23 protein-coding genes are annotated in these 24,838 nt (G+C 49.1%); 5 read left to right on the top strand and 18 right to left on the bottom strand.

The genetic code is table 11. From position 1 onward, the window contains the following. Positions 1–118 precede the first annotated feature (118 nt). From tssC to ABLU80_RS18240, 3 genes are all read right to left on the bottom strand, one after another. Complete coding sequence (tssC, locus tag ABLU80_RS18250; protein WP_015705647.1) at positions 119–1,654, bottom strand: type VI secretion system contractile sheath large subunit; 1,536 nt, start codon at positions 1,652–1,654, stop codon at positions 119–121. Positions 1,655–1,696: 42 nt separating this feature from the next. Further along, positions 1,697–2,188 carry a type VI secretion system contractile sheath small subunit gene (gene tssB / locus ABLU80_RS18245; protein WP_047080525.1) on the bottom strand — a complete coding sequence of 164 codons (492 nt, stop codon included), beginning with the start codon at positions 2,186–2,188 and terminating at the stop codon, positions 1,697–1,699. A gap of 400 nt (positions 2,189–2,588) precedes the next feature. Beyond that, complete coding sequence (locus tag ABLU80_RS18240) at positions 2,589–3,971, bottom strand: carbohydrate porin (protein WP_086630268.1); 1,383 nt, start codon at positions 3,969–3,971, stop codon at positions 2,589–2,591. Positions 3,972–4,570: 599 nt separating this feature from the next. Between ABLU80_RS18240 and ABLU80_RS18235 the strand changes: the two genes are divergently transcribed. Further along, the gene (locus ABLU80_RS18235) at positions 4,571–6,010 is read left to right on the top strand and encodes an MFS transporter (RefSeq protein ID WP_162184131.1); all 1,440 of its coding nucleotides are present in this window, start codon (positions 4,571–4,573) and stop codon (positions 6,008–6,010) included. A 43-nt stretch (positions 6,011–6,053) separates the two neighbouring features. Continuing rightward, positions 6,054–7,733 (top strand): glycoside hydrolase family 43 protein, encoded by a 1,680-nt coding sequence (locus ABLU80_RS18230; protein ID WP_221694561.1) that lies wholly within the window; start codon positions 6,054–6,056, stop codon positions 7,731–7,733. Positions 7,734–7,917: 184 nt separating this feature from the next. Here the strand turns inward: ABLU80_RS18230 and ABLU80_RS18225 are convergent, their stop codons facing one another. From ABLU80_RS18225 to ABLU80_RS18215, 3 genes are all read right to left on the bottom strand, one after another. Next, a complete protein-coding gene (locus tag ABLU80_RS18225) occupies positions 7,918–8,478 on the bottom strand; it encodes an Ail/Lom family outer membrane beta-barrel protein (protein WP_113373183.1) in 561 nt (186 codons plus the stop codon). A 165-nt stretch (positions 8,479–8,643) separates the two neighbouring features. Continuing rightward, the gene (locus tag ABLU80_RS18220) at positions 8,644–8,823 is read right to left on the bottom strand and encodes a hypothetical protein (RefSeq protein WP_140357657.1); all 180 of its coding nucleotides are present in this window, start codon (positions 8,821–8,823) and stop codon (positions 8,644–8,646) included. Between the two features lie 8 nt (positions 8,824–8,831). Continuing rightward, positions 8,832–9,734: a LysR family transcriptional regulator gene (locus ABLU80_RS18215; protein WP_086630272.1), complete on the bottom strand. Its 903-nt coding sequence runs from the start codon at positions 9,732–9,734 to the stop codon at positions 8,832–8,834. Positions 9,735–9,875: 141 nt separating this feature from the next. On the opposite strand from ABLU80_RS18215, the gene ABLU80_RS18210 reads away from it, so the two are divergent. Continuing rightward, positions 9,876–10,805, top strand: a complete 930-nt coding sequence (locus ABLU80_RS18210; RefSeq protein WP_348850289.1) for an aromatic alcohol reductase — start codon at positions 9,876–9,878, stop codon at positions 10,803–10,805. Between the two features lie 121 nt (positions 10,806–10,926). On the opposite strand, the gene ABLU80_RS18205 is transcribed toward ABLU80_RS18210, so the two are convergent. The 4 genes from ABLU80_RS18205 to ABLU80_RS18190 all read right to left on the bottom strand — a co-directional run bounded on the left by ABLU80_RS18205 (position 10,927) and on the right by ABLU80_RS18190 (position 15,374). After that, entirely contained in the window at positions 10,927–11,520 is a 594-nt protein-coding gene (locus tag ABLU80_RS18205; protein ID WP_228148322.1) for a TetR/AcrR family transcriptional regulator, read from the bottom strand. A 246-nt stretch (positions 11,521–11,766) separates the two neighbouring features. Further along, on the bottom strand, positions 11,767–12,636 hold the full coding sequence (locus ABLU80_RS18200) for an aldo/keto reductase (protein WP_086630274.1): 870 nt from the start codon (positions 12,634–12,636) through the stop codon (positions 11,767–11,769). A gap of 367 nt (positions 12,637–13,003) precedes the next feature. Continuing rightward, complete coding sequence (locus tag ABLU80_RS18195) at positions 13,004–14,206, bottom strand: multidrug effflux MFS transporter (protein WP_086631133.1); 1,203 nt, start codon at positions 14,204–14,206, stop codon at positions 13,004–13,006. Positions 14,207–14,582: 376 nt separating this feature from the next. Then, positions 14,583–15,374: an SDR family oxidoreductase gene (locus tag ABLU80_RS18190; protein WP_086630275.1), complete on the bottom strand. Its 792-nt coding sequence runs from the start codon at positions 15,372–15,374 to the stop codon at positions 14,583–14,585. A 147-nt stretch (positions 15,375–15,521) separates the two neighbouring features. Here ABLU80_RS18190 and ABLU80_RS18185 point away from each other — a divergent pair, with 147 nt between their 5' ends. Further along, positions 15,522–16,415 carry a LysR family transcriptional regulator gene (locus ABLU80_RS18185; protein WP_086630276.1) on the top strand — a complete coding sequence of 298 codons (894 nt, stop codon included), beginning with the start codon at positions 15,522–15,524 and terminating at the stop codon, positions 16,413–16,415. A gap of 33 nt (positions 16,416–16,448) precedes the next feature. Here the strand turns inward: ABLU80_RS18185 and ABLU80_RS18180 are convergent, their stop codons facing one another. From ABLU80_RS18180 to ABLU80_RS18165, 4 genes are all read right to left on the bottom strand, one after another. Then, positions 16,449–17,438 carry an aldo/keto reductase gene (locus tag ABLU80_RS18180; protein ID WP_348850288.1) on the bottom strand — a complete coding sequence of 330 codons (990 nt, stop codon included), beginning with the start codon at positions 17,436–17,438 and terminating at the stop codon, positions 16,449–16,451. Positions 17,439–17,464: 26 nt separating this feature from the next. After that, positions 17,465–18,316, bottom strand: a complete 852-nt coding sequence (locus tag ABLU80_RS18175; protein WP_086630278.1) for an aldo/keto reductase — start codon at positions 18,314–18,316, stop codon at positions 17,465–17,467. 206 nt (positions 18,317–18,522) lie between these two features. After that, positions 18,523–19,005 carry a DMT family transporter gene (locus ABLU80_RS18170; RefSeq protein ID WP_086630279.1) on the bottom strand — a complete coding sequence of 161 codons (483 nt, stop codon included), beginning with the start codon at positions 19,003–19,005 and terminating at the stop codon, positions 18,523–18,525. A gap of 8 nt (positions 19,006–19,013) precedes the next feature. Beyond that, positions 19,014–19,448, bottom strand: a complete 435-nt coding sequence (locus tag ABLU80_RS18165) for a DMT family transporter (RefSeq protein ID WP_079774349.1) — start codon at positions 19,446–19,448, stop codon at positions 19,014–19,016. A 99-nt stretch (positions 19,449–19,547) separates the two neighbouring features. Here ABLU80_RS18165 and ABLU80_RS18160 point away from each other — a divergent pair, with 99 nt between their 5' ends. Continuing rightward, positions 19,548–20,498: a LysR family transcriptional regulator gene (locus ABLU80_RS18160; RefSeq protein WP_079774348.1), complete on the top strand. Its 951-nt coding sequence runs from the start codon at positions 19,548–19,550 to the stop codon at positions 20,496–20,498. Positions 20,499–20,664: 166 nt separating this feature from the next. Here ABLU80_RS18160 and ABLU80_RS18155 read toward each other — a convergent pair whose 3' ends face one another. From ABLU80_RS18155 to tkt, 4 genes are all read right to left on the bottom strand, one after another. Continuing rightward, positions 20,665–21,771 carry a PTS fructose transporter subunit IIC gene (locus ABLU80_RS18155; RefSeq protein ID WP_086630280.1) on the bottom strand — a complete coding sequence of 369 codons (1,107 nt, stop codon included), beginning with the start codon at positions 21,769–21,771 and terminating at the stop codon, positions 20,665–20,667. Between the two features lie 43 nt (positions 21,772–21,814). Further along, positions 21,815–22,126: a PTS fructose transporter subunit IIB gene (locus ABLU80_RS18150; RefSeq protein WP_001028229.1), complete on the bottom strand. Its 312-nt coding sequence runs from the start codon at positions 22,124–22,126 to the stop codon at positions 21,815–21,817. Positions 22,127–22,179: 53 nt separating this feature from the next. Beyond that, complete coding sequence (locus ABLU80_RS18145; protein WP_348850287.1) at positions 22,180–22,644, bottom strand: PTS sugar transporter subunit IIA; 465 nt, start codon at positions 22,642–22,644, stop codon at positions 22,180–22,182. Between the two features lie 75 nt (positions 22,645–22,719). Further along, positions 22,720–24,711 (bottom strand): transketolase, encoded by a 1,992-nt coding sequence (gene tkt / locus ABLU80_RS18140; protein WP_348850286.1) that lies wholly within the window; start codon positions 24,709–24,711, stop codon positions 22,720–22,722. Positions 24,712–24,838: the final 127 nt, after the last annotated feature.

Below are 24,838 nucleotides of genomic sequence, written 5' to 3'. Positions count from 1 at the left end.
TTAATTACTCCATTTCATTTTTTGACACGCCATCATCCTGAGATGGCGCGGGTGTGTTGTCTGTCGCCAGACAGGCTGTAGCCTGTCGAGCCAGACGACCTGGATAGTGACAGGCGTGTTACCCTTTCGCCTTCGGCATCTGGCTAACCAGAGACAAATTGACGTCCATGCCTTCCACCTGGAAGTGCGGCACCGCGTACAGCTTGACGCGGAAGAAGCCTGGATTATCCTCAATATCTTCCACTACCACTTTCGCATCACGCAGCGGATGTGAGGCCTGCAGCTCGTCACCCGGATCGGTCATTTCCGTAACCAGGCCACGAACCCAGGTATTGAGCTCCAGCTCAAGCAGGCGACGATCTTTGGTGGTGCCGATGTTCTCGCGTTGGATCAGTTTCAGGTAGTGGGCGATGCGCGACAGCAGGAAGATGTACGGCAGGCGGGCGTTGATACGGCTATTGGCTGTCGCATCCGCGGTGTCGTACAGCGCGGGTTTCTGAGTTGAGTTAGCCGAGAAGAAGCAGGCGTAGTCACGGTTTTTATAATAAGACAGCGGAATAAAGCCCAGATTGGCGAATTCGAACTCACGGGTTTCCGGGATCATCACCTCGGAAGGGATTTTCACCTGATTTCCGGTACCGAGATCATAGAGATGGATGGGAAGATCTTTCACCGCGCCGCCCGCCTGCGGGCCGCGGATTTGCACACACCAGCCGTTTTGAATAAAGCTGCGTACCATGTTCGAGGCGAAGGCGAATGACGCGCTGGTCCACAGATACTTTTCGTGATCCGGCCCCTTTACCTGCTCAATGTAGTTAAAGCTGCGCACCGGAACCGTGTCCGGCCCATACGGCAGACGGCCCAATACCCGCGGCATGACCAGGCCGATATAGCGCGAGTCATCGGTATCGCGGAACGATTTCCATTTAATGTACTCAGCGCGATCGAAATAGTTGCCGATATCTTTAATCGCCGCGACTTCCTCCATTGAATCCTTGAGAAAAAATTTCGGCCCTACGGCGCCGATAAATGGCATATGCGCCGCAGCGGAGACTTTCGAAATATTACGCAACAGCGCCATGTCCTGCGGGCTGGCGTCAAACTCGTACGCTGAAATTACCGAGCCTATCGGCTCGCCGCCGGGGGTGTCGTATTCGGCGGTGTAAGTATGCCAGTACAGGCCGCTCTGTATCAGCTCTGGCGCATCTTCAAAATCCTGACGTAAATCGTCTTTGGACACATCGAGGATTTCGGTTTTCACGTTCTGGCGATAGTCGGTGTTATCTACCAGTTGCTTCAGGCCGCGCCACAGAGACTCCACCTTCTGGAACTCCGGGTGATGCATAACAGCATCGAGTTGACGGCTGATACGGAAATCCAGCTCCGCGATGTGGTGGTCAATAAGCGTTTTATCGAGTTTCTCCACCTGCTGACCGGATTGACGAATGCAGTCCATAAAAACCTGCATCGCCGCGGTCAGGCGTTCCCCCGCTGTGGCCTCTGATAGCGCCGCATCGTCCAGAAAGACATTAATATCGCCAAGGCTTGATGCCGGGCTCAGATTGATTTTTTCAAACAGAGAAGCGTAAACGCTTTCTTTGTTCATTACGGCGGTTTGCCCCTGCGCGGGGTTCGTTTCAGTATTTACAGACATCAGCATATTCCCGGTTAATCCATTAAAAGAGATGACCGCCGTTTACTTCCCGGCAAGGGCACTCATTTCGGCGCGTAATTCGCTGGACAGAGCTGGATCTTTAAGGATTCTCTCAAGCTCTTTTCTGAAAGTAGCGTTATCTAGCAGGTTCGATTTGAGATCGCGTAATAAATTACGCATCGCCAGCATGGCGCGGAGTTGAGGGATTTGCCGGGCAACCTGTTCGGGCTCAAAGTCTTTTATATCGGAAAAACGCAGTTTAACATTGTCTTCTGAGTTGTCACCGGCCAGCGTATTCTCAACGGTGAGATTGATCTCTGGGTTAAATTCAGAAAGCACACTATTAAAATTATTCTTATTGATATCTATTTTCTGGCGTTCGGCCAATAGTCGATGCTCTTTTCCATTACTGAAATCACCAACGGTGAGCAATTTAAGCGGTAGTTCAACCTTCTTCTGCGCCCCCCCGGTATGTAAGGATAACTTTAAATTAATACGTGCCTTCGGCACCTCATTCTGGAATGAATCAGCCATAGCGGTCCCTTTTCCTTAAGGAATGATTGTGGAGTAAATTTCGTTTTATTCACAACGTTATGTTTAAAGAAACCAGGGCAATATATCAACCAGCAGATACGAAGATCCAGAGATAACAAGTCATTTAATTGGCATAGATCAATATCGCTGACAAGCAATAATTTCAACCAATAACTCTTGCAATCTCAACACGACAACCAATATGTAATTTACTCAATCACAGATGGAAACTATTTAAATATTATAAATTCAACTTTCAGAGTCGAAATAAACTCATTCCTTTTAATAAAGGAATTATTAAAAGAAAATATTAATAGAGACGTTAATAAAATTGCGTTCTGGGCGCCAAAAACTACCAGACTGGCATAGGCCAGTCTGGTATTCCCGTAAACACATTCTCTCAGAACCAGGCCTCAAACATACCGCCGATGTTCAGCGAATCCAGCCGCTCGTCGCTGGTGCCGTCTAGTTTCGCGGTGTGCTCGTTATCCACCTGGCCGCCAGTGACGTAGAAGCGCAGCATCGGGCGGAACTCCGGCCCCATGCCGATGGCGATGTTCTGCGACAGCGTCAGCTTCCAGCCGTGGTTATCCCCGCCCTGGTCGTAGTCAACGCGCTGGTAGCCCGCTTCCAGCCAGGTCGAGTGCACGTCGTTCCAGAAGTACATCGGCCGGACGATCGCGCCGTAGTTTTTACGGTTGTCGGTATTATCCTTGCCGTTGTCGTAGTCGTGGAAGGCCAGCAGATACTCGATCTGCGCCTGCTGGGTGAACTTATGGCTGCCCTCGAAGCTGGCGTAGACCGTGGTCAGGTCGTCGGTTTTGTTGTAGACGCTGTTATCCGAGTTGTCGGAGTAGCGCAGGATAACCTTGTTCACCCCGCTGTCGTTGGTGTGGCTCAGCACCAGCCCGCCCTGCCAGGCATCGAGGCGCGCGTCGCTGTCCACCGCTTTTGAGTCAAAGCCGTAGTTGGCGTACACCTCGACGTCGATCGGCCCGGCCTTGATGTTGTGGGTTTTGGTGGTCAGCGCGTAGTGGCCGTTATCGCCGGTATCGGAGCTGCCGGTACAGGTGATGCGCGACGGGTTGGTCTCATCGGCCATCACTTCCGGGCTACAGGATTTCACCTGCGACACCGTCGCCACGTCGAACTGCACGCCGCCGATATCGAAGTTCTTCACCCCCGCGCCCTGGCCGTCGTGGTTCATCCAGAAGTAGTCGTTGATCCCCTGTTGCGGGCGCTGGTGGAAGTCGCGGCCGGCCCAGATATAGGCGTTGGGGTTGGATTCGAGGACGTTGGTGACGCCGACGTAGGCTTTTTTCAGGTTAACCTCGTCGCTCCAGTGGTCAAACATGACGTTAAGATCCCAGATGGCCCCCTGCGCGCTTTTGAACGCTTTGCTGATCTGAAATTCGCCGCCGTTGCTTTCGTTACCGAGACGGCCGATCGCCGAGGCGCCGTTATAGGAGCCGTCGACGCCAACATATTTCTGGTCGCCGGTCTGGAAGTGGGCGCCATAGCGGGCGTAGCCGCTAAATTTCAGGCCGAAAGGAATCGCCATATCCGGCGAAGCGGCGGTGGTTTGCGGGTTGGTAATAACATCAACCTTTTTATCGGCCGCGGCATCAATTTTAGCCTGGCGGTCGGCCAGCGCTTTATCAACCGCTTTGGCGACGATGGCGTCGATCTGCTCCTGGGTAAATTCTTGGGCTATTACAGAGGTAAGCGGAGAAAACGCGGCGATAACCGCCATAGTTAATGGAAGCTTTCTAATCATTGTCATCATTATCTCAATTGAGGTTAATTTTATTCAGACAATAACAACCTTACTCTGGCTACGCAGAATATGTCGCTATTGGGAGAACAATTTATTTTTATTTTGTACCGTTACAGAGGTTTTAAACTAGTATCGTAATTCTTTCTCCACAATCGAAATTAATGATTAGCGCTGATAGAAAAATCATCGCCACAGAGGTTCTGCCGCGTGGGCATCATTATATCGTGAGTAAAACCCTTGATAGTATTTCGCCTAAACTAAGATGGCATAATGCCTCCGACATTGGTGAATGTAAGAGATGTAACAACTATGACACATCCTGTATTCAATAAACCGGTTACTCAATTACGTTATTTCACTCAGCGATTGAGAAAACACTCAAATGTGAGCCACCTCGCAAATATTACTTTCAAATATTTAATGCGAGAAAATCCATATAGAGTACATAGATTGTGTCGAGTGGCTGTTGCTCTGAGGATCACAGAAGTAAAAAAACATAATTAATTAATTTAAAAACGTAATAGATTCTTCGAGATCATTTGTGTCAGAAAGTGTTTCACACTCACACAACAAACCGGAGTCTGCTCAGAATGGGTAAAAAAATAATGCAAAGTCGCAATGATGAATATCATAAGTTAACTCGTGGGGAACGTATTGGCTACGGGATGGGCGATTTTGCGCAAAACCTGGTTTTCGGCACAATAGGCGGCTTTCTTGCTCTACATATGTTGACGGTGAATACGATCAGTACGGCCACTGCGGGGTTCATTTTTCTTTTCGTACGAATAATCAATGTGTTTTGGGATCCGATGGTTGGAACCTATGTAGACAAAAGGACGTCAGTCGCGGGTAAATACCGTCCCTGGCTGTTAAGAGCCGGCGTGCCGCTGGTGATCCTTTCCGCTTTGCTTTTTGCTCCCATTCCTGGCGTGAGAGGTTCCGTACCGTTCGCCTTTATCATTTATTTAGCGCTGGATTTAGTCTACTCCCTGGTGAATATCCCTTATGGTTCTCTTAATGCCTCACTGACAAGAGATCCGGAATCTATTGATAAATTAACCAGTACGCGAATGATGCTGGCTAATAGCGCCAATCTTCTGGTGTATACCCTTTTCCCGATGTTCGTGCAAATGGCCTCACCAAAAGACCGTAGCCTGAAGGATACTGGTTTTTTTGGCATAGAACTCAATCTGGGAAACTATACCGATCCATCAGCGAATTACGCCTGGTTCGGCGTCTACTCCGTGTATATGTTATTAGGTGCGGTGGCACTTTTCATTTGCTATAAATTCACAAAAGAACGCGTTGTTGCGACCGCCGAACAGACCGCCAACGTTAAAACAACCGATCTGTTCCTTGAACTTAAAAATAATCGTCCACTCGTCATTCTTGGATTGTTTTTCATGCTGGCCTTTACCTTCATGTTCTTTATGAACACGGTTAACGGCTTTTTCAATCAGTATGTTGTTGGTCACTCCGAATGGATGGGCGCCGTTGGGCTGGTCGCCTCCATACCCGGTATTGCGTTCCCCATATTTTGGCCAAAACTAAAAAAGATTTTTGGTAAAAAAGGCTTCTTCCACATTTTCCTGGGAATGTTTATTGCCGGTGAATTATTAACTTACGTCTGGTCGCGTGAAGGCATGCACGATGCGCTGTGGCTTGCTTACATCGCCACATTCATTAAACAGTGGGGCTTAACCTCAGCCACCGGATTTATGTGGGCGCTGGTTCCTGAAGTTATTGCTTATGGTGAATTAAAGTCTGGTAAGCGAAATGCAGCAATTATTAATGCCATTATGGGACTGTTTTTCAAGATTGGCTTTACCATTGGCGGCGCCATTCCTCTGTGGCTGCTGGCCGTCTATGGATTTAATGAAACCGGCGCGCAGCAAAGCGCGAGCGCTATCGATGGGATCATGATGACAGCGGTCTGGATCCCCATCGCCTTAGCGATTGTATCAATGATCGTCATGCAAATTTATCCCATCTCAGACAAACACGTCAGCGACATTAACCGCCAGCTTGATGAGATTCGGGTGTAAATCCAATACAGATTAAACTTTAAATTTATAAAGGTGTAATAATATGTCCCTTATCCAAAACCCTATATTACGTGGTTTTAATGCCGACCCTAGTATTATCCGTGTTGAGGACACCTACTATATCGCCAACTCGACATTTGAGTGGTTTCCTGGCGTTCGTTTACATGAATCAAAAGATCTGAAGCACTGGAATCTTCTGCCGTCGCCACTGTCAACCACTACCCTCTTAGATATGAAGGGGAATCCGTCTTCAGGCGGCATTTGGGCTCCGGCGCTCTCTTATGCGGATGGTAAATTCTGGTTAGTGTATACCGATGTGAAAGTCACCGAAGGTGCCTTTAAAGACATGACAAACTACCTGACTACCGCAACAGATATTCGCGGCCCGTGGAGTGCGCCGATAAAACTGAATGGCGTGGGTTTCGATGCTTCACTTTTCCATGACGATGATGGCCGTAAATATATTGTGCAACAGACGTGGGATCATCGGGAGTACCACCATCCTTTTGATGGGATTACCTTAACAGAGCTTGATACAAAAACTTTAAAATTAATGCCAGAAACCGCACGGACTATCTATCGCGGTACCGCAGTAGCGCTCGTTGAGGGGCCGCATCTCTATAAATTGAACGGCTATTATTATCTCTTTGCTGCTCAGGGGGGGACGGTATTTACCCATCAGGAAGTGGTGGCCCGTTCCACGACGTTAAATGCGGACAGCTTCGAAACCGAGCCTGGAGAGGTATTTTTAACTAACGTTGATACCCCTGACAGCTATATCCAGAAACAAGGACATGGCGCTTTGGTTTCGACGCCCGAAGGCGAATGGTATTATGCTTCGCTGTGCGCTCGTCCGTGGAATCGTCCCGGAGAATCAATCTATGATCCTCGCGGCTGGTCCACGCTTGGCCGGGAAACGGCTATCCAAAAAGTGTACTGGGATGACGATGGTTGGCCGCGCATTGTGGGCGGTCACGGCGGTAAAACGTTTGTTGAGGGCCCAAAAGACGCCATTTATACCGAAAGCGCGAATGATAATAGCCAGCACGATGAATTTACTACGCCAACGCTTAATCTCAACTGGAATACACTGCGGGTACCGTTTACCGAAAAGATGGGTACCACAGGCGACGGAAAGCTTACCTTAATCGGCCAGGGATCATTAGCGAATACGCATGATTTGTCGCTTATTGCCCGCCGCTGGCAAGCCTTTTACTTTAATGCTGAAGTTAAAGTCGCTTTTAATCCTTTCAGCTACCAACAAATGGCCGGATTAACCAATTACTACAACGACCGTCACTGGAGTTTTGCTTTTGTAACCTGGAATGAAATTAACGGCAGAGTCATCGAGGTTGCCGAAAACAATCGTGGAAAATATACTTCATACCTGAAAGATAACGCGATTAATATTCCTGACGACGTCGAATACGTGTGGTTACGGACAAAAGTCAGGAAGCAGACCTATAGCTATGAGTATAGTTTTGACGGCGCCGAGTTTGTTGAAATCCCGGTAGTTTTCGATGCCGCCGTCCTTTCCGATGACTATGTCCTGCAGAGCTATGGCGGTTTCTTTACCGGAGCATTTGTAGGGCTTGCCGCAGTGGACTACTCAGGCTACGGCGCCTGTGCTGATTTTTATGATTTCGATTATCAAGAGCTTGGCGACTCGTTAATTGGCACGGATGTTTATAGTTGGGAGGCTGGGGAACGACGAGCTAATTAACCAGCACTGCGGCGGTTTAAAATCACTACAGGCAGGAACTGGCCTGGCAAGCCGGTTCCTGACCGACTGTGACACCGTCGGACTCCTCCGGCGTAAACCTGTCACCTCTGTTGCCCGTTTTGTAGGCGGGCAATAAAATTCTCCCGAGCGGAAGATCCGACCGGGAGGGAGGCTGTTTTTATTATCAGAAACGATAGCCAATGCCAACGTTAAAGCCATTAATTGAGTAATTACCTGCCAGGTCTGCTTGAGTTCCTTCATATCCGATATTAACGGAAAGGTTCTCCACAGGATTAATAATCACACCGGCGCCGTAAGCGAAAGAAGTCGATTTTTCAGAGATATCTTCATAATTAGCGGTAACATCTCCTGCATTTATCCATTTCGTCGAGCCTGTAGCTTTAACATAGGCCGCACCGCCCAGCGCATATAACGAGACATAATTGTTAATGCGGTACGCTGGCCCCACGAGTAAGGAGTAGTATTTCACATCGACACTATTTTTTATTGAGTCGCCATAGTATAAATAATTCTGCTCACCGTCGCCCTGCATATAAGAAAAAGAGGCAACGACACTTAACGTGGAGTTAAACTCATAACGATATTGCAGATTTACACCATTGATATCATCAAAGTCCTGCACTTTACTTTGCGCATAACCGATTGATACCGTATGATTATCAGCCAACGCCATGCCGCTTGCCATCGCCGTTGTCAGTAATACCGCCACACAGATTTTATTCATATGTATAGTCCCTTAACATTAATCCTTAAAATATAATATCAGCAAATACATTACGCAGTACTCAGGCTTACTATTTGCGCTATGCATACTGAAATAAAACCACGAACAATTCTATACCTTGCCTCGGAAATAATAACAATTAGGATTTCGTTTAGACTGAGATGATTATATAAAAACCATAAACAATGACGTTTTAAATATTTCCTGAAGCCTGGTACTCTTCTTATCCCCTGCATTTTCTGCTGTTTTTTTAATCGCCACACGGATATCCGTAGCGATGCATTTTTTGGCTTCCGCCTGCTTTCTTCTCACTTCAGCAACGTTAGTTTGAATCAGCCATGCCACGGTTTTAATCATCCGTTAATGGTTTGATGCAAAACCGCTCTGCTCCACTCATAAAAAGCGTGTACCGAAGGAGGAAGATAGCGGTTTTGCGGATAAACCAGCGAAAGCGGTAAATCAAAAGAGAGGTGCTCCATACAGAGAACGAGCGCTCCGCTTTGCACATAGGGCGCAACCAGATAGCTGGCGACACGAATCAAACCAAAGCCTTGTATTCCTGCCTGGATGTAAGCGTCAGTATCATCAACGATCAGCGTCTCTTTCATACGGAGCGCGCAGTCACCATCATCCAACGTAAAAAACCAGTCGGTGGTACGCCCGGTGCGATGATTCAGGTAGCCAACGGCATGATGTCTTTGCAGGCTGTCTACGTTATCCGGTTTACCATGGGCGGCAATATAGTCTGGCGAAGCCAGAACCATCCATCTGAAGTTCGCGAGCGAGCGGGCGACCAGCGTCGTTGAATCTTCGATCCTGCCGGCGCGGATCACGCAGTCATATCCCTCCTGAATGATGTCTTCGACGTTATCACTGGAACAAAGTATCAATTCCAGCTCAGGATACTGATGCAGAAATGCAGCCAGCCGGGGAAGTATGCAATGGCGGGCGAGCGACTGCGGCATTCCGACTTTGAAACGGCCTCTGGGTTGTGCAGACCTGCCGGGAAATGAAGACTCCATCGTCGCAATATCAGCCAGCACCTTTTTGCATTCATGATAGTAACGTCGGCCGTCGGCGGTCACGCTGAGTTTGCGGGTGGTGCGTTGTAATAGTTGAATACCCAGGTACGTCTCAAGTTCCTTAACGACCCGCGATACCGTTGAACGCGGTAGTCCCAGCACTTCTGCCGCCCTTGCGAAGCTATGGACATCTACCACGCAAACATAGACCTGCATTGATTCCAGCTTATCCATACACCCACCGCGCCTGAACGCATTGATTATCCCATTTATACGAACAGTCTAACCTGCATTCATTGTCTTATCGAATACAGAACACTGACATAACCTCTCTCTACTCGCTAGTAACCGGCGATTTACCAAAAGAGGTTCAATATGAAAGAGCGTGACATTACAACGGGTGAAAAAGTATTAGTGCTTGGCGCGGGACAACTGGGCGCTGCTGTGCTGCACTATCTGCTTCCAGAGGTCATAGCGCGTAATGGCAGCATCTGCGTTATTGTGTCGCCAGGCGCCATGGATGAACAGGGCAAATTGTTTTCTGATGTTCATCAAAAACTGGCTGACGCGGGAGCTGAGTTTATCTCTCTTGATGTCGCCGCCAGCACGACTGAAGCGTTAACAACCTGCTTTATGAATTTTGAGACCATTATCAACTGCATGGGCTTTGTCGCCGGTCCGGGAACACAGATAAATATCGCACACGCCGTCGTGGATGCTGGCGTTAACCGCTATTTCCCCTGGCAGTTTGGCGTAAATTACGATGTGGTAGGTAAAGGCAGCGGTCAGCCCGTCTGGGATGAACAGTATGACGTCAGAATACTGCTGCGGGCACAGAAGACAACGGAATGGGTCATTGTTTCAACCGGCATGTTCACCAGTTTTCTCTTCGAACCCGCATTTGATGTGGTGAACCTATCTGAAAAAACCATCAAGGCATTAGGAGGATGGGAAACTCAAGTCACTGTGACATCACCGGAAGATATTGGTCGGCTAACCAGCGAAATTTATTTGCATCAGCCGCGGATCGCTAACGAAGTGCTCTTTGTCGCAGGAGAGACGACTTCTTATGGAAAGCTGGCTGAAACGGTTGAACGCGTGACCAAACACACCTTTGACAAGAGCGTATTAACACTCTCAGGCTTACTGGACGCCCTGCATTTAAATCCTGACGATCCGATGCTTCGCTATCGCGCGGCTTTCGCACGAGGAGATGGCATGTGGTGGCCAATGAGCGACACCTGGAATGTACAGCATCATATAGCGACCCAGGATATTGAAGCCTGGCTTAAAACCGTTATTTAACTCACACAATACTGTAGCTGTAGCCTGGTCCGCGACAACACCGATGCTCACGCGCAGTTTTGCGCCCCGCAGCGAGGTGTCGCGCGGACAAACCTTCTCACCCGCAGAAGCAAGGCCTGTATCACCGTGAAAGTACTTGCCGCAGCGCCAGCCCCGCCAGGCGCACGGTTTCCAGTAACCGCTCCAGCCTATCCCCTGCCCGCGCTTTCGCAGAAAGTCCGGACATCAACGTACTCATAAAGTCAGTTAAGCGAACGGCATCCTGCGGATATTGCTCCGCAATATAGTTCCGAATACTCTCTTCGGCAGCAACATGCAATTCACAAGCCGCTTCACGTGCCTCAGGATCGTTGCAATGGGTTCCTTCCAGCACCAGGCAACCAGCAGCGCTCCGGTCGGCAACGTAGCGCCTTGCCGCCTCATGCAGAACATCAATCAAACATTCAACCACCGGACGATCGTCACGTAAAAGCGTCGCAAAAGGGATTGCGCCGGTGCGGCTATAGCGATCCAGTACGCAGGTATATAACCCAAGTTTACTGCCAAAAGCGGCATAGAAGCTGGGCGGGTTAATCCCGAACGCTTTTGTCAGGTCGGCAACGCTCACCGCGTCATAACCTCGCGAGTGGAAAAGGTGTTGCGCCGTTTCCACCGCCTGCATTGGATCGAACTTACGTGGGCGCCCTGGGGTTCGATTCGCTTTCGTCGTGCTCACGACATTACTCCTTGAAGACATGATCTTTCGAAGCATATTGTAATCGTCATTACAATATCATAAGAAACAGGTCTAAGGTCATCCAACGATACAGATGCCCTGAAGAAGTGACAGGTATGTTTACAACGTTCGGCTTACTTTTCTCCGCGTTTTTGGCTGCGGTTGTTGCATTATTGCAGGCAGTCACTTTTTTACCGTGGGATAAATAGTACTCCGCTATCCGATTTCGCGCCCTTGTCTACCCGCTCAGTCATGGATTTTAACCCCCAGACAACCGCGAACAAATTCAGGGTTAAAATGTTTCACCGCTTCACCCACATAGCCTAAATCCAGCGCGCTGATTTGCGCCATTTCGCTATCAGTCAATGAGAAATCCCAGAGGGCAAAGTTTTCTGCAATACGTTCCTGCCGGGTAGATTTAGGGATTACCGTGACACCGCGCTGCACGTTCCAGCGCAGAACAATCTGAGCAATGGTTTTTTGATGGGCAGCGGCAATCCCCTGAAGCATTTCATCTTCATACGGTTTATGTCTTCCGCCGCCTAACGGCGCCCAGGCTTCAGGCTGAACGTTATAGCGCTTCATGGTTTCCAGCGCGGCGGGTTGCGCGAAGTAAGGATGTAATTCGACCTGGTTCACCATAGGCTTAATTCTGACGGTTTCACAGAAATTGGCTAAGACATGCGCATAGAAGTTGGATACGCCAATGGCTCTCAATTTACCGACTTCATAAGCCTGTTCCAACGCGCGCCAGGCGCTGAAATAATCGCCCATGGCCTGATGCAACAAATAGAGATCAAAGTATTCCAGACCCGATTTTTTCAGCGACGCCTCGATACCGGCTTTGGCCATATCGCCGTTGGCCATGTCCTGAACCCACAGTTTTGAGGTAATAAATAATTCCTCACGGGTACACAGTCCTTCGGCGATGGCCTCACGAACCGCGTCACCCACGGCATCTTCATTACCGTAGACGGCTGCGGTGTCAATAAGGCGATAACCGGTACGAATAGCGCTTAACACCGACTGCTTACACTCTTCCTTATCGGTGACCTTAAACACGCCAAAACCGACCATCGGCATTTTGAGGTTGTTACTTAATACTGAGTATTCCACGGCAAAGCTCCCGTTATGTTAAAACACCATTTTAGGCCAGGAACGCCACCATGATTAGCCCGTCATTTATGATTTGACCTATGCAGCGAATTCATAAATACAGACAGGTTATTTTGGTAAAAGGCGCCAGAACCCCAGGAAAGAATCAGGACTCATTGTTCTGGATTATTACCCTGACTATAAAGTAAATGACAGAGATACTCACTCAAGGACCAACCTCTACGTTCTGTATGATCCGGCCAGGTGCCCCCATTTTAGGGGTACCAGGAAATTAAGTTGGCGATGTCAGAAGCGCCGGAGAACACCACAGAAAAATGATGGCAAATAAAACGCGGATCCCCTGAAAACGCAACGGACCGTTCCGCCATCAATGCACTTTTCGTTTGATTACCATCACCAGGCTCAACAGTGTAAATACCATCATGATCCACGACATTGTCCACGGCGTGCCGTCGCTCATCGCCGAGAGCAACAGCGATGACACAATCCCGCTGCCGTACTGCAACGAGCCGATCAGCGCAGAAGCCGACCCCGCCATATTGGATGGCACGGTATCCAGCGCCGCCGCCGTCGATGCTGCGGCAATAATGCCGTTCATGGAGAAAAAGATAAAAATCGTCACGACCATCATCGCCATGCCGCCAGTCTGCATTTTCGCGCCAGCGGCCAGCACAACCGTTGCCAGAGCGGCAACAAGCGCCGCAACCCGCAACAACGTATGCAACGGATGACGCTGCACCAGACGGCGATTAATGGAGCTCAGTCCCATCACACCAATGATATTGATGCCAAACAGCCAGCCGTAATGCTGTGGATCAACATGGAAATAGCTGATGTAGACAAACGGCGAACCGGCAATAAAGGCGTAAGCGGCCACGTAGAAAAAGCTGACGCAGAGGGTATAACGCATAAATTCACGATTTTGCAGTAACGAAGCATAGTTTCCGAAGGCGCTGCTTAGCGGCGTTGTCAGGCGCTTTTCACCCGGCAGCGTTTCCGGTAACCACCAGAGCGCAATAAACATCGCCCCACCCAGTACCACCAACAGCCAGAACACGGCGCGCCAGGAGGCAACGGTGACAATCTGTCCGCCCAGTAGAGGGCCAATCACCGGCGCGATAGCACTGATGATAACCAGCGTTGAAAGCATTTGCGCCGCGCGCGTGCGGACATAGAGATCGCGGATCATCGCCCTTGCCAGCATTGGTCCGGTACAGGCACCAAAGGCCTGAAACACGCGCCAGAAAACAATCTGCGGCATACTGGAAGACATCGCGCATCCGGCTGAACCGATCACAAACAATACCATGCCGATAAACAATGGCACGCGGCGTCCGATACGATCGCTGATTGGTCCCCAAATCAACTGCGCCAGCGAGAACCCTATCAGAAAACCGGTAATGGTCAGCTCCACATTCCCCTGCAATTCAGAGGCCATCATCGGCATGGAAGGCAGATAAATATCGGTGGAAAGAGAGGTAAAGGCCATTAATGCGCCGAGAATAACGATAAAAAAGACGCCGGATGTCGCAGCGCGCCCGGCCGGAGAAATGTTTTTTTGCTTGTTCATAATGACCTGATACTGTTCTGATGGGGAAAATCGTAAACGCGTTGCCAGCATTCATCGCAGGGAATAGATCAATGCGGCAGACGCTGAAGTTTTGTGAAGCCGCAACCCAACCGGGACGGGCACCGCAGACGTTCTGGCTGAGACTATGATCATATCTTCTTTCCATCTGCATAATTTAATTGCTGAGCTGCAGATACGGTATTCGCAGAAATAAATCCTATGACCAATGTAGTAATAAGCAGTGCTTTCATCTCTAATGCCTGTTTAAAAGAATATATTTGAAACTGGACTCATATCAGGAGGAGCGTTCTCCGTCTGTATATTTAAATATACAAACCTCAGCTATCATAAGACTGCCCACTATTTGACAAAATTGTCAGGCTTTTTGATTGGTTAAATTTTTTAAATAGAAATTCAGCTCGTTAATAATGCACTCAGGTTCTTCCACGAGTGGCATATTGTCCATATCTAAAACCCCATCATTTTTTTGCAGATTATCCGCCTGCAGGTCTGCAAATAGAGGCGTAAGATCCTGCTGCGCTTCGCCTCGTTCAGCCACCAGCTCAAACGTTTTATTTTTTGCCGCGTGGTTGCCCAGGGCACTGACCAGAACCCGGGCGATTTGCTCCCGGGATATCACACCATCTTCTGGTGTTCCTGTATGGCGTCGATCCCCCTGGAGCATAACGATTTTGTGCTCATCATCATTGTTGTAATCAAACCAGCCGGGCCTGACGATGGTATAGGGGTGACCACTGGCCCTGACCAGACGTTCGGCACGCCTTTTCCAGTCATGAACTTCAGTGCGTTGATTCCAGGTGCTGAGCCGTTCAGTTACGCCTATCGTGGTCATTAAGGCGATGTGAACAGCCGTCTCCCTGAACATTCGGACAATGTTACGCACACCGCCGTAATCTATCGCTCTGGCGCCAATACGCCCCTGTCCATCTGAGCCGAGCGTAAAGACGATGGCATCAATATCTTTTGGCAGATCGATGAGAGTTTCAGGCATTGAAACATCGCCGTAAAATACCTCCGTTCCACGAGGAAGCAATTTTACTTTGCGCCTATTTCTGACCAGCGCAACGGGCTGATGGCCCATTTCGATAGCGATATTGACGACATGAAGGCCAATGCTTCCTGTTGCCCCCGCCACGAGTATTTTCATGATAAACCTTCTGAAAGTTCAGACTTATTTTCGATACAGTCAGAATATCAATTATCATTATTGTCAGTAATAGGGCTAAAATGATTGTGTCTATGAACCCCCTTCATGAATGCATATTGAAGGGTATGCTCCCCTAGGAAATCACCGATGCTCAAAGAAAACTTCAATGAACTCCAGATCTTTCTTGTGGTGGCAAGAGAGCGAAGTTTTACCAAAGCAGCGGGTAAGCTCGGTGTGTCTCAGTCAGCTCTCAGCCATGCGATGAAGGCACTGGAGGAAAGGCTAAATATCCGCCTTCTGACCCGCACGACACGAAGCGTTGCCCCTACAGAAGCCGGTGAGAGAATTATTGCCTGCCTTGAACCCCGTATCGCCTCCCTTGAGCAGGAGCTGGAAGCGCTGGTGCAACTCAACGGCACCGCCTCCGGTAATATCCGTTTATCCGCCGGGGAGCATGCTGCGCGGAGCGTGGTATGGCCAAAACTGAAACCTTTCCTCAGGGAATATCCGGAAATTAACCTGGAGCTGGTGGTCGATAACGGTTTTGTCGATATTGTCGAGGGGCGCTTTGATGCCGGGATACGACTGGGTGAAAGCGTTGATAAAGACATGATTGCGGTGCGAATTGGCCCGGACATGCGCATGGCTATTGTCGGTGCCCCATCCTATTTCGCCACGAACCCTGCACCTCACACGCCGCACGAGCTACAACATCATCGCTGCATCAATATGCGGTTACCGACTGCCGGTGGTCTTTATCACTGGGAATTTGAGAAGGAAGGAAAACCTTTACGGGTCAGAGTTGAAGGACAGGTAACGTTTAATCTGCAGGCGGAAAGGCTTGATGCGGCCTTATCTGGTTTTGGCATCGCCTGTATACCTGAGGACAGGGTGCAGGACTATATAAAGTCAGGAGAGCTCATTCAGATTCTGCAGGAATGGTGCCCTTCCTTCCCTGGATATTACCTTTATTACCCCAGCCGCAAACAGCATCCACCGGCCTTTGCGCTGATGATCGATGCGCTGCGCTACCAGGAATAACGGGTCCGCCATTCGTGCGGACCCGCCCGGCTATTAACGCCCCACGCGAGCCTGATGCTCAGGCGAGTAACGTTCGCCGACAATTTTAATTGATTCAAGCGCCTGGGTTATCTGTCGCAACGCATCCGACGAAAGAATGATGTCAGCAGCCCCCAGGTTTTCCTCCAGCCGGTGCAATTTCGTGGTACCAGGGATGGGAACAATCCACGGCTTTTGCGCCAGCAGCCATGCCAGCGCGATTTGCGCAGATGTCACACCTTTCTCTGCAGCCAGTTCACCCAACAACGAGACCAGCTTTTCATTGGCTGCAATCGCCTGTTCGGCGAAGCGCGGCACACGACTGCGGAAATCATCCTGACCAAACGACGTTCCTGACTTAATCGCTCCCGTCAGGAAGCCTTTGCCTAATGGACTGAATGGCACAAAACCGATACCGAGTTCCTCCAGCAATGGCAGGATCTCCTGCTCAGGTTCACGCCACCACATGGAGTATTCGCTTTGCAGGGCTGTGACGGGTTGTACCGCATGAGCACGACGGATGGTTTGCGCACCCGCTTCGGACAGGCCGAAATGTTTAACTTTGCCTTCCGCTATCAGGTCTTTCACTGTTCCCGCAACATCTTCAATCGGGACATCCGGGTCGACACGGTGTTGATACAGCAGATCAATAACATCCGTCTTAAGGCGGCGTAATGACCCTTCCACGGCTTCACGGATATGCCCCGGACGGCTGTTTAAAATCTGCTGCTTGTTGTCCGCACCGAAGGTAAAACCAAACTTGGTGGCAATGACCACACGGTCACGAAACGGTTTTAAGGCAAGGCCTACAACCTCTTCATTAAGGAAGGGGCCATACACTTCGGCGGTATCAAAGAAGGTGACGCCACGTTCAACCGCGGCGCGAATAAGTTCGATAGCCTGACGCGTATCTGTCGCCGGGCCGTAGCCATGGCTTAAGCCCATGCAACCGAGCCCAAGCGCGGACACTTCGAGTCCTGATTGACCCAGATAACGTTTTTGCATTGATTAATTGCCTCTTTTATCGCGTCTTAAACGTCCAGTTTGCGACCGGCCAACCATTCAACTCTGGCAGGATCGCGGTGTGAGAAGAAAGCACTTGTTGCGGTGTCGATAGCGGTAATCTGCAACATATCTTCATCACTCAGTTCGAAATCGAGAATGTTGATGTTCTCTTCCATACGTGCTTTTCGCACTGTTTTTGCCAGCGAAACGATGCCTCGCTGGAAAATCCACCGCAGCACAACCTGTCCCACGCTTTTACCGTACTTCTGGCCAATTGCCGTTAATACGGGATGCTCAAACAGACCATTTTTACCTTCTGCAAACGGCGCCCAGGCTTCCGGCTGAATACCCCGGCTTTGCATCCACGCCACGGGATGCAGCTGTTGGTTGAAGGGGTTAACTTCAATCTGGTTTACCGCCGGGGCAACGTGGTTGAAGGCAATGAGATCGGCCAGTCGGTCAGGATGGAAGTTGCTGACGCCAATAGCACGAATTTTGCCTGCCTGATGCAATTCCTCCATGGCACGCCATGCCCCATGGACATCACCGTAAGGCTGGTGAATCAGGTACAGGTCAACATAATCAAGTTGCAGCCGATTCAGGGAGCGTTCGAACTGTGCTTTAGCGCCTTCGTAATGAGTATCCTGAAGCCATAGCTTGGTCGTTACAAAGAGCTCGTCACGGGCGATGCCGGTCTGTTTCAGTGCATTCCCGACCTGGGTTTCATTCTGGTAAGACGCGGCGGTATCGATCAGGCGGTATCCCGTATCGATGGCATCGATAACGGCTCTTTCGCATTCAGCTGCATCCGTCATCTGAAACACACCAAAGCCCACCAGGGGCATTTCAATACCGTTGTTCAGTTTTACAGTTTGCATCACGTTATCCTTTGGCTGTTGTCCAGGAAAAGCATAACGCAAACTGATTTATTCGATTAGATAGAGGAATTAGCTAGGGTTTATTAGGTGTATTCATCAATTTGGCGATATTAGCTCTGTATAACATCAACGGAGCATTTACTCCCCATAAGGGATGCAGATATTTTTAGTCCGTATCCCTTATAGATGAACGAGACTGATTCTATTTAGCTCGATGACAGAACGTCTTGTTTTAAGGCGGTCGCCTTTACTTTATTACTTGAATAAATGAAGAAAAGTGCGATACCTAAGCAGACGATGGCACCCAAACGACTCATCGAAAACGAAATGGATTGATTTCCCAACCAGCCAAAGTTATCGATTAACATGCTCATGGTTAACTGTCCGAAGATAACGGCGACTGTGGCAATCGCGGTCCCTATTCGTTGTACGGCTAAAACCATGATAACGATATAGGGTACGCCAAACATGGCACCCAGCAGTTGCCATTTAGGCACATCCATCAGTGTAACCATCTGTTTTGGTTCAAAAAAGAAAATAAGCAAAGCGGTGATAAGTGCGCCTACGGAAAAGGTCAGGAACGCGCTTTTAAATACCCCTACCTGACTACCCAATTGTCCATTAATGGCCGCCTGAATACTCAACATGGAGCCGCCTATAATGGCTAAAACGATCATAATAAATGTCATAGTCTAACTTATCCTCTGGCAACCAGAATTAATGCAGCGATGATAAAAATAAGGGCGATAATTCGCTTACTGTCTATTTTCCTACGGGGTGTACCGAGTAAACCAAAATGGTCGATTATCAGGCTCTTAAATACCTGACCAGCTAAGATACCGATCATCGTCATCGCTATCCCAATGACTGGCGTGGCCACGGTCAGAATAACGACATAAACTGGCCCGAGTACGCCACCAAGTAGCTGCCACCCAGGCAAAGAGAAAAATGACGGGCTATTGCGTGGGCTGAAAAAAAGCATCAGCAGGAAAGTCAGTGCAGCGCCTACGCCAAATATGCTGAACGTTGCCCATAAATCACCGACCTCTCCCCCTAGCGGCCCCAGTAAGCCTGCCTCGACTGACAGCCCCATACCGCCAGCGATAACTAACAAAATCAGTACAAATTGCATAGCAAACAATCTCCAGATGTGCAGGCGATGAAGACTACGCCTGAACATGAATGAGAAAAATGCCATAATGCAATAAACACCTGTGCAGGAATTGCATTAATGTATGATTTAAGCAATATCAATATTCGATCGCTCTTCATTTTCATTGCAGTGTATGAAGTGCAGAACTTTTCCACTGTGGCTCGTCGCGAAGGCATTTCTGCCTCTCAGGTTTCACGCGTCATTCATCAGCTAGAAGATGCGGTCGGTCAGCAACTTTTCTATCGCAATACGCGCGCCATTATTCCGACAGAGAACGGTCATATTTTTATCCGTTATGTTCGGGCGGTTACCAGTAGCCTGGACGCTGCCCGACGGGAACTCAATGAAAGGACGCTTGAGCCTTCCGGGCTAATACGCATAAATGCTCCCGTTTTTTTTGGGCAAAAGCATGTCGCACCCAAATTGGCGGGGCTGACGGAACGTTACCCACGCCTCAGTATTGAGCTGACGTTAACTGATGATTACATTGACCCACATAAAGATGCTGCTGATGTCATTTTTCGTATCGGTGAGCTTACTGACTCATCTTTTCATGCACGCATTTTTGGACAGCAGTGCTATCGCCTGGCAGCATCACCGGCTTATCTTCAAAAGTATGGCGTACCTGATAACCCGGCGGATTTAAGCCGACATAAGTGTCTCGTTTACCGTGGTTCATCCGGACCGAATCGCTGGCTGTTGCGTCGAAAAGGTGGGGAGTGGATGCACTATCCAGTCTCTCCGTTGATGTCTTCCAATAATGCCGAGACTTTACTTATTGCAGCATTGGGCGGTATGGGGATAGTCCTTTTTCCGGACTGGTTGATTGGCGAAACGCTACAAAGCGGCGAACTTATTGAATTAATACCAGATATGGAAACAGCGATTAAGACCGAGCCACAAAATATTTCTGCTATTTATCCTCATGCTCGTCACCCAACGTTAAATGTCAGGGCCGTAATTGATTATTATGTAGAAGCTTTCGGTTCGCCGCTATACTGGCAGCTAAGCGATAATCTTTTTAAGTAATTCTGATAACATGCCTATAAAAAATGGGTCACCTTAGCGACCCATTTTTTACTCGTGACGATTAAAATAGCATGCAGCGAATAGAATATAGCGCGATAATAATAAAATTCCATTATCACAATTCATGTGAGCGCGATATCATGTTACTGCATGCTATTATATATAATTAACTAATCTTAATGTCATCGAAGTTGATATCTTCCTCTTCTTGATCATTGTTTATAACAACATCACGAGGAACATCTTTTTTGATGACAGCATAGATGGTCGCTGTTACTAATATATTAACTATCAACGCCATAATACCTGCCATGGGATTTGACATTGTTGGGAGCATCAATACACCACCAAAAGGTACTGTTGCATCTGCGCCATATACCATGGTGATTGCACCGCCACAAGCTCCGCCGATTGCCGCTGCTGCAATACCGCGAACGATATCATTCATCACTATAGGTATAGATCCTTCAACAATATTCACTACCCCCATAGGAACCGCCGATTTCAACATTTCGATTTCTTCGTTATTATAGATATTTTTGCGAAGAAGTTTGGCGATAAAAAATGCAAGCCCAAAACCGATAGGTGTTGCTGTGTTAACTAACTGAAGGGCCGTAACTGGCTCATTTATACCCTGTGCCTGGAGAGTTAAGACGAATGCGAAGCACGTCTTATTGATCGGCCCACCAAAGTCAACGATACACAACGCCCCAATAACAGCACCTAATAGTAAATTAGATGAAGTTCCCATACTTCTCAGGAACGATGTGAGAGCATCGGTAAAAATACCAATAGGCGTACCGATGATATAGACCATGATCAGGGCACTGACAATGGATGCAAAAAATGGCACAATCAATGTAGGCATTAAACCCCGGGCCCAGTCGGGAACCTTCAGATTTTTAATGATAGCAAGAGCAATATACCCGGAAATATAGCCGCCGATCATACCACCGATAAAACCCGCACCAATAGCATTAGCTGCCAGTCCTACAACAAAACCTGGGGCAATACCGGGCTTACCCGCGATCGAACCGGAAATCCCGATAGCAATAACGACGGGTAATAGTCCGAGCGCCTTAGCCCCCATTGTTGCAAAGGCCTGCCACAGATCAAATTGACCCGATATTAAAGTGTCCTGAACCGTCCCCCCAAAACCCATACCGATGGCAATAATAAACCCAGCTCCACAGACAATCGGAATCAAGAATGAGATGGCTGTCAGCAAATGACCTTTAGGGTTTGCTGCTTTCCATATTTCTTTTATATTCATAAATTACGCCCTTTAATTTATATAGGATACGCATGGGTAAGTGTTATGAATTGACTAATTCACCAAGTTTTTCGATAAGCTTATTTGGTGATTTAACCGCCATTTCCGTTGGTACTTTGACGACTTTCTTTCCGGCGAACCTTTCTTCACCGGAGACTTTAACATCGGCGGCTAACAGGACGATGTCGGCTTGTGCAATTTCCTCAGCAGTTAAGGCATTCTCGATACCTATAGTGCCTTGCGTTTCAATTTTGACATTGTGCCCGGCTTTTTTTGCTGCTATTTCAATTTTCTTTTGCGCAATATAGGTGTGTGCAATGCCTACGGTGCAAGCTGTAATTCCAACAATATTCATAACTATTCTCCAGAATTGGTTGTTTTGATGCTATGGTAGATATGATAATTAAATTAAGCGCTGACACCTTCAGCGTTCAATAGATCAATAATTTTCTGAGGGGAATCTTCCTTCAGTAATTTCTCCACTATCTCTTCATCGGCAAGTGAACCTGAAACTTGTGATAATAATCGAATGTGGGTGGCATTTTGGTCCACCAGGCATACTGCAAATAAAATAATACAGCGAACGTCGCTACCATCCATCGTTTCCCATGGGATTTGATGTTGGGTGCGTCCAATGGCCAATGCCGTACGGGCTACTCCTGAGGATTTGCCATGCGGGATCGCAATATGATTTTCGAATCCAGTTGAGCCCTGTTCCTCACGTAGCCAGACATCTTTCAGAAAAATATCTTTATTAATGACTGCCCCATCACGAACTAATAAGTCAGCTAATTCTTCAATTGCATCTTCTTTACTCTTAGCCATCATGTTCAATTTGATATTTTTTACATTAAGTACACTCGAAATGTCCATAGGTCACCTTCGTTAATATAAATTAATGATTGATTATCAGTGGGCATGTATCTATGCCCACTGATATAAGGGTGTTTATAAAATGCTTTTTGCTTTCGCGACAACGTTCTCAACGGTGAAGCCGAACTCTTCAAACAGCAGCTCTGCCGGAGCAGACTCACCGAAGGTGGTCATCCCGACGATTGCGCCGTTCAGGCCAACGTATTTGAACCAGTAGTCTGCAATACCCGCTTCCACTGCAACGCGTGCGGAAACCGCTTTTGGCAGTACGGATTCACGGTAAGCGGCATCCTGTTTGTCGAACGCGTCGGTAGACGGCATGGAAACCACGCGCGCTTTAACGCCTTCAGCAGTCAGTTTGTCCCAGGCGGCAACAGCCAGCTCAACTTCAGAACCGGTAGCAATGAAGATCAGTTCCGGCTGGCCAGCGCAATCTTTCAGCACGTAACCACCGCGAGCGATGTTCGCCAGTTGCTCTGGAGTACGCTCCTGCTGCGCCAGGTTCTGACGGGAGAGGATCAGCGCAGTCGGGCCGTCCTGACGCTCTACGCCATATTTCCACGCCACCGCGGATTCAACCTGGTCGCACGGACGCCATGTGCTCATGTTCGGCGTCACGCGCAGAGAAGCAACCTGCTCAACCGGCTGGTGAGTCGGGCCATCTTCGCCCAGACCGATAGAGTCATGGGTGTAGACCATTACCTGACGCTGTTTCATCAGCGCCGCCATACGCACCGCGTTACGGGCATATTCGACGAACATCAGGAAGGTAGAGGTGTACGGCAGGAAACCGCCGTGCAGGGAGATACCGTTAGCGATAGCGGTCATACCGAATTCACGCACGCCGTAATGGATGTAGTTACCGGCGGTATCTTCGTTGATAGCTTTAGAACCCGACCACAGAGTCAGGTTAGATGGCGCGAGATCTGCAGAGCCGCCGAGGAATTCAGGCAGCAGAGGACCGAACGCTTCAATCGCGTTCTGAGACGCTTTACGGCTGGCGATTTTGGCCGGGTTAGCCTGCAGCTTAGCAATGAACTCGTTCGCTTTCGCGTCGAAATCAGCCGGCATGTCACCTTTCATACGACGGGTGAATTCAGCCGCTTCCTGCGGGAAGGCTTTCGCATACGCAGCGAACTTCTCGTTCCATGCCGTTTCTTTTGCCTGGCCTGCTTCTTTCGCATCCCACTGAGCATAGATTTCAGATGGGATTTCGAACGGCGCGTATTTCCAGCCCAGTTGTTCGCGGGTCAGCGCGATTTCAGCATCGCCCAGCGGCGCACCGTGAGAGTCGTGGGTGCCCGCTTTGTTCGGGGAGCCGAAACCGATGATGGTTTTGCACATCAGCAGAGACGGTTTGTCGGTGACTGAGCGAGCTTCTTCCACTGCGCGTTTAATCGCGTCAGCATCGTGACCATCAACGCCACGAACCACGTGCCAGCCGTAAGCTTCAAAGCGCTTCGCGGTGTCATCGGTGAACCAGCCTTCCACGTGACCATCGATGGAGATGCCGTTGTCGTCATAGAACGCCACCAGCTTGCCAAGCGCAAGGGTACCGGCCAGAGAGCATACCTCATGAGAGATCCCTTCCATCATGCAGCCGTCGCCCATGAATACGTAAGTGAAGTGATCAACAATGTCGTGGTCCGGGCGGTTAAACTGTGCCGCCAGTGTTTTTTCAGCAATCGCCATACCTACCGCATTCGCAATCCCCTGCCCCAGCGGGCCGGTGGTTGTTTCCACGCCCGGCGTATATCCCACTTCCGGGTGGCCCGGAGTCTTGGAGTGCAGCTGACGGAAGTTTTTCAGTTCTTCAATCGGCAGATCGTAACCGGTGAGGTGCAGCAGGCTATAGATCAGCATGGAGCCGTGGCCGTTAGACAGCACAAAGCGGTCACGGTCAGCCCAGGACGGATTCTGCGGGTTATGGTTCAGAAAATCGCGCCACAGGACTTCGGCAATGTCAGCCATACCCATCGGGGCACCCGGGTGACCGGAATTGGATTTTTGTACACCATCAATAGAAAGCATGCGCAAAGCATTCGCTAGCGTGCGACGAGTCGTCATGAGGGAACTCCAGATATAATAGGGTTACAGCGCTCTCAACCGTACAAAGCAAGAACGAGGTCAAAGAGACAGACCGGTTAAATAGATTCTTTGTCCTGCGCGATGACTCAATACGGCTGAGCGCGCT

This window comes from Klebsiella sp. CN_Kp104, assembly GCF_040064515.1.
Taxonomy (GTDB): Bacteria; Pseudomonadota; Gammaproteobacteria; order Enterobacterales; family Enterobacteriaceae; genus Klebsiella; species Klebsiella aerogenes.
Note: the sequence above shows the minus strand (reverse complement) of the source record. Positions and strands in the feature narration are given on the sequence as shown.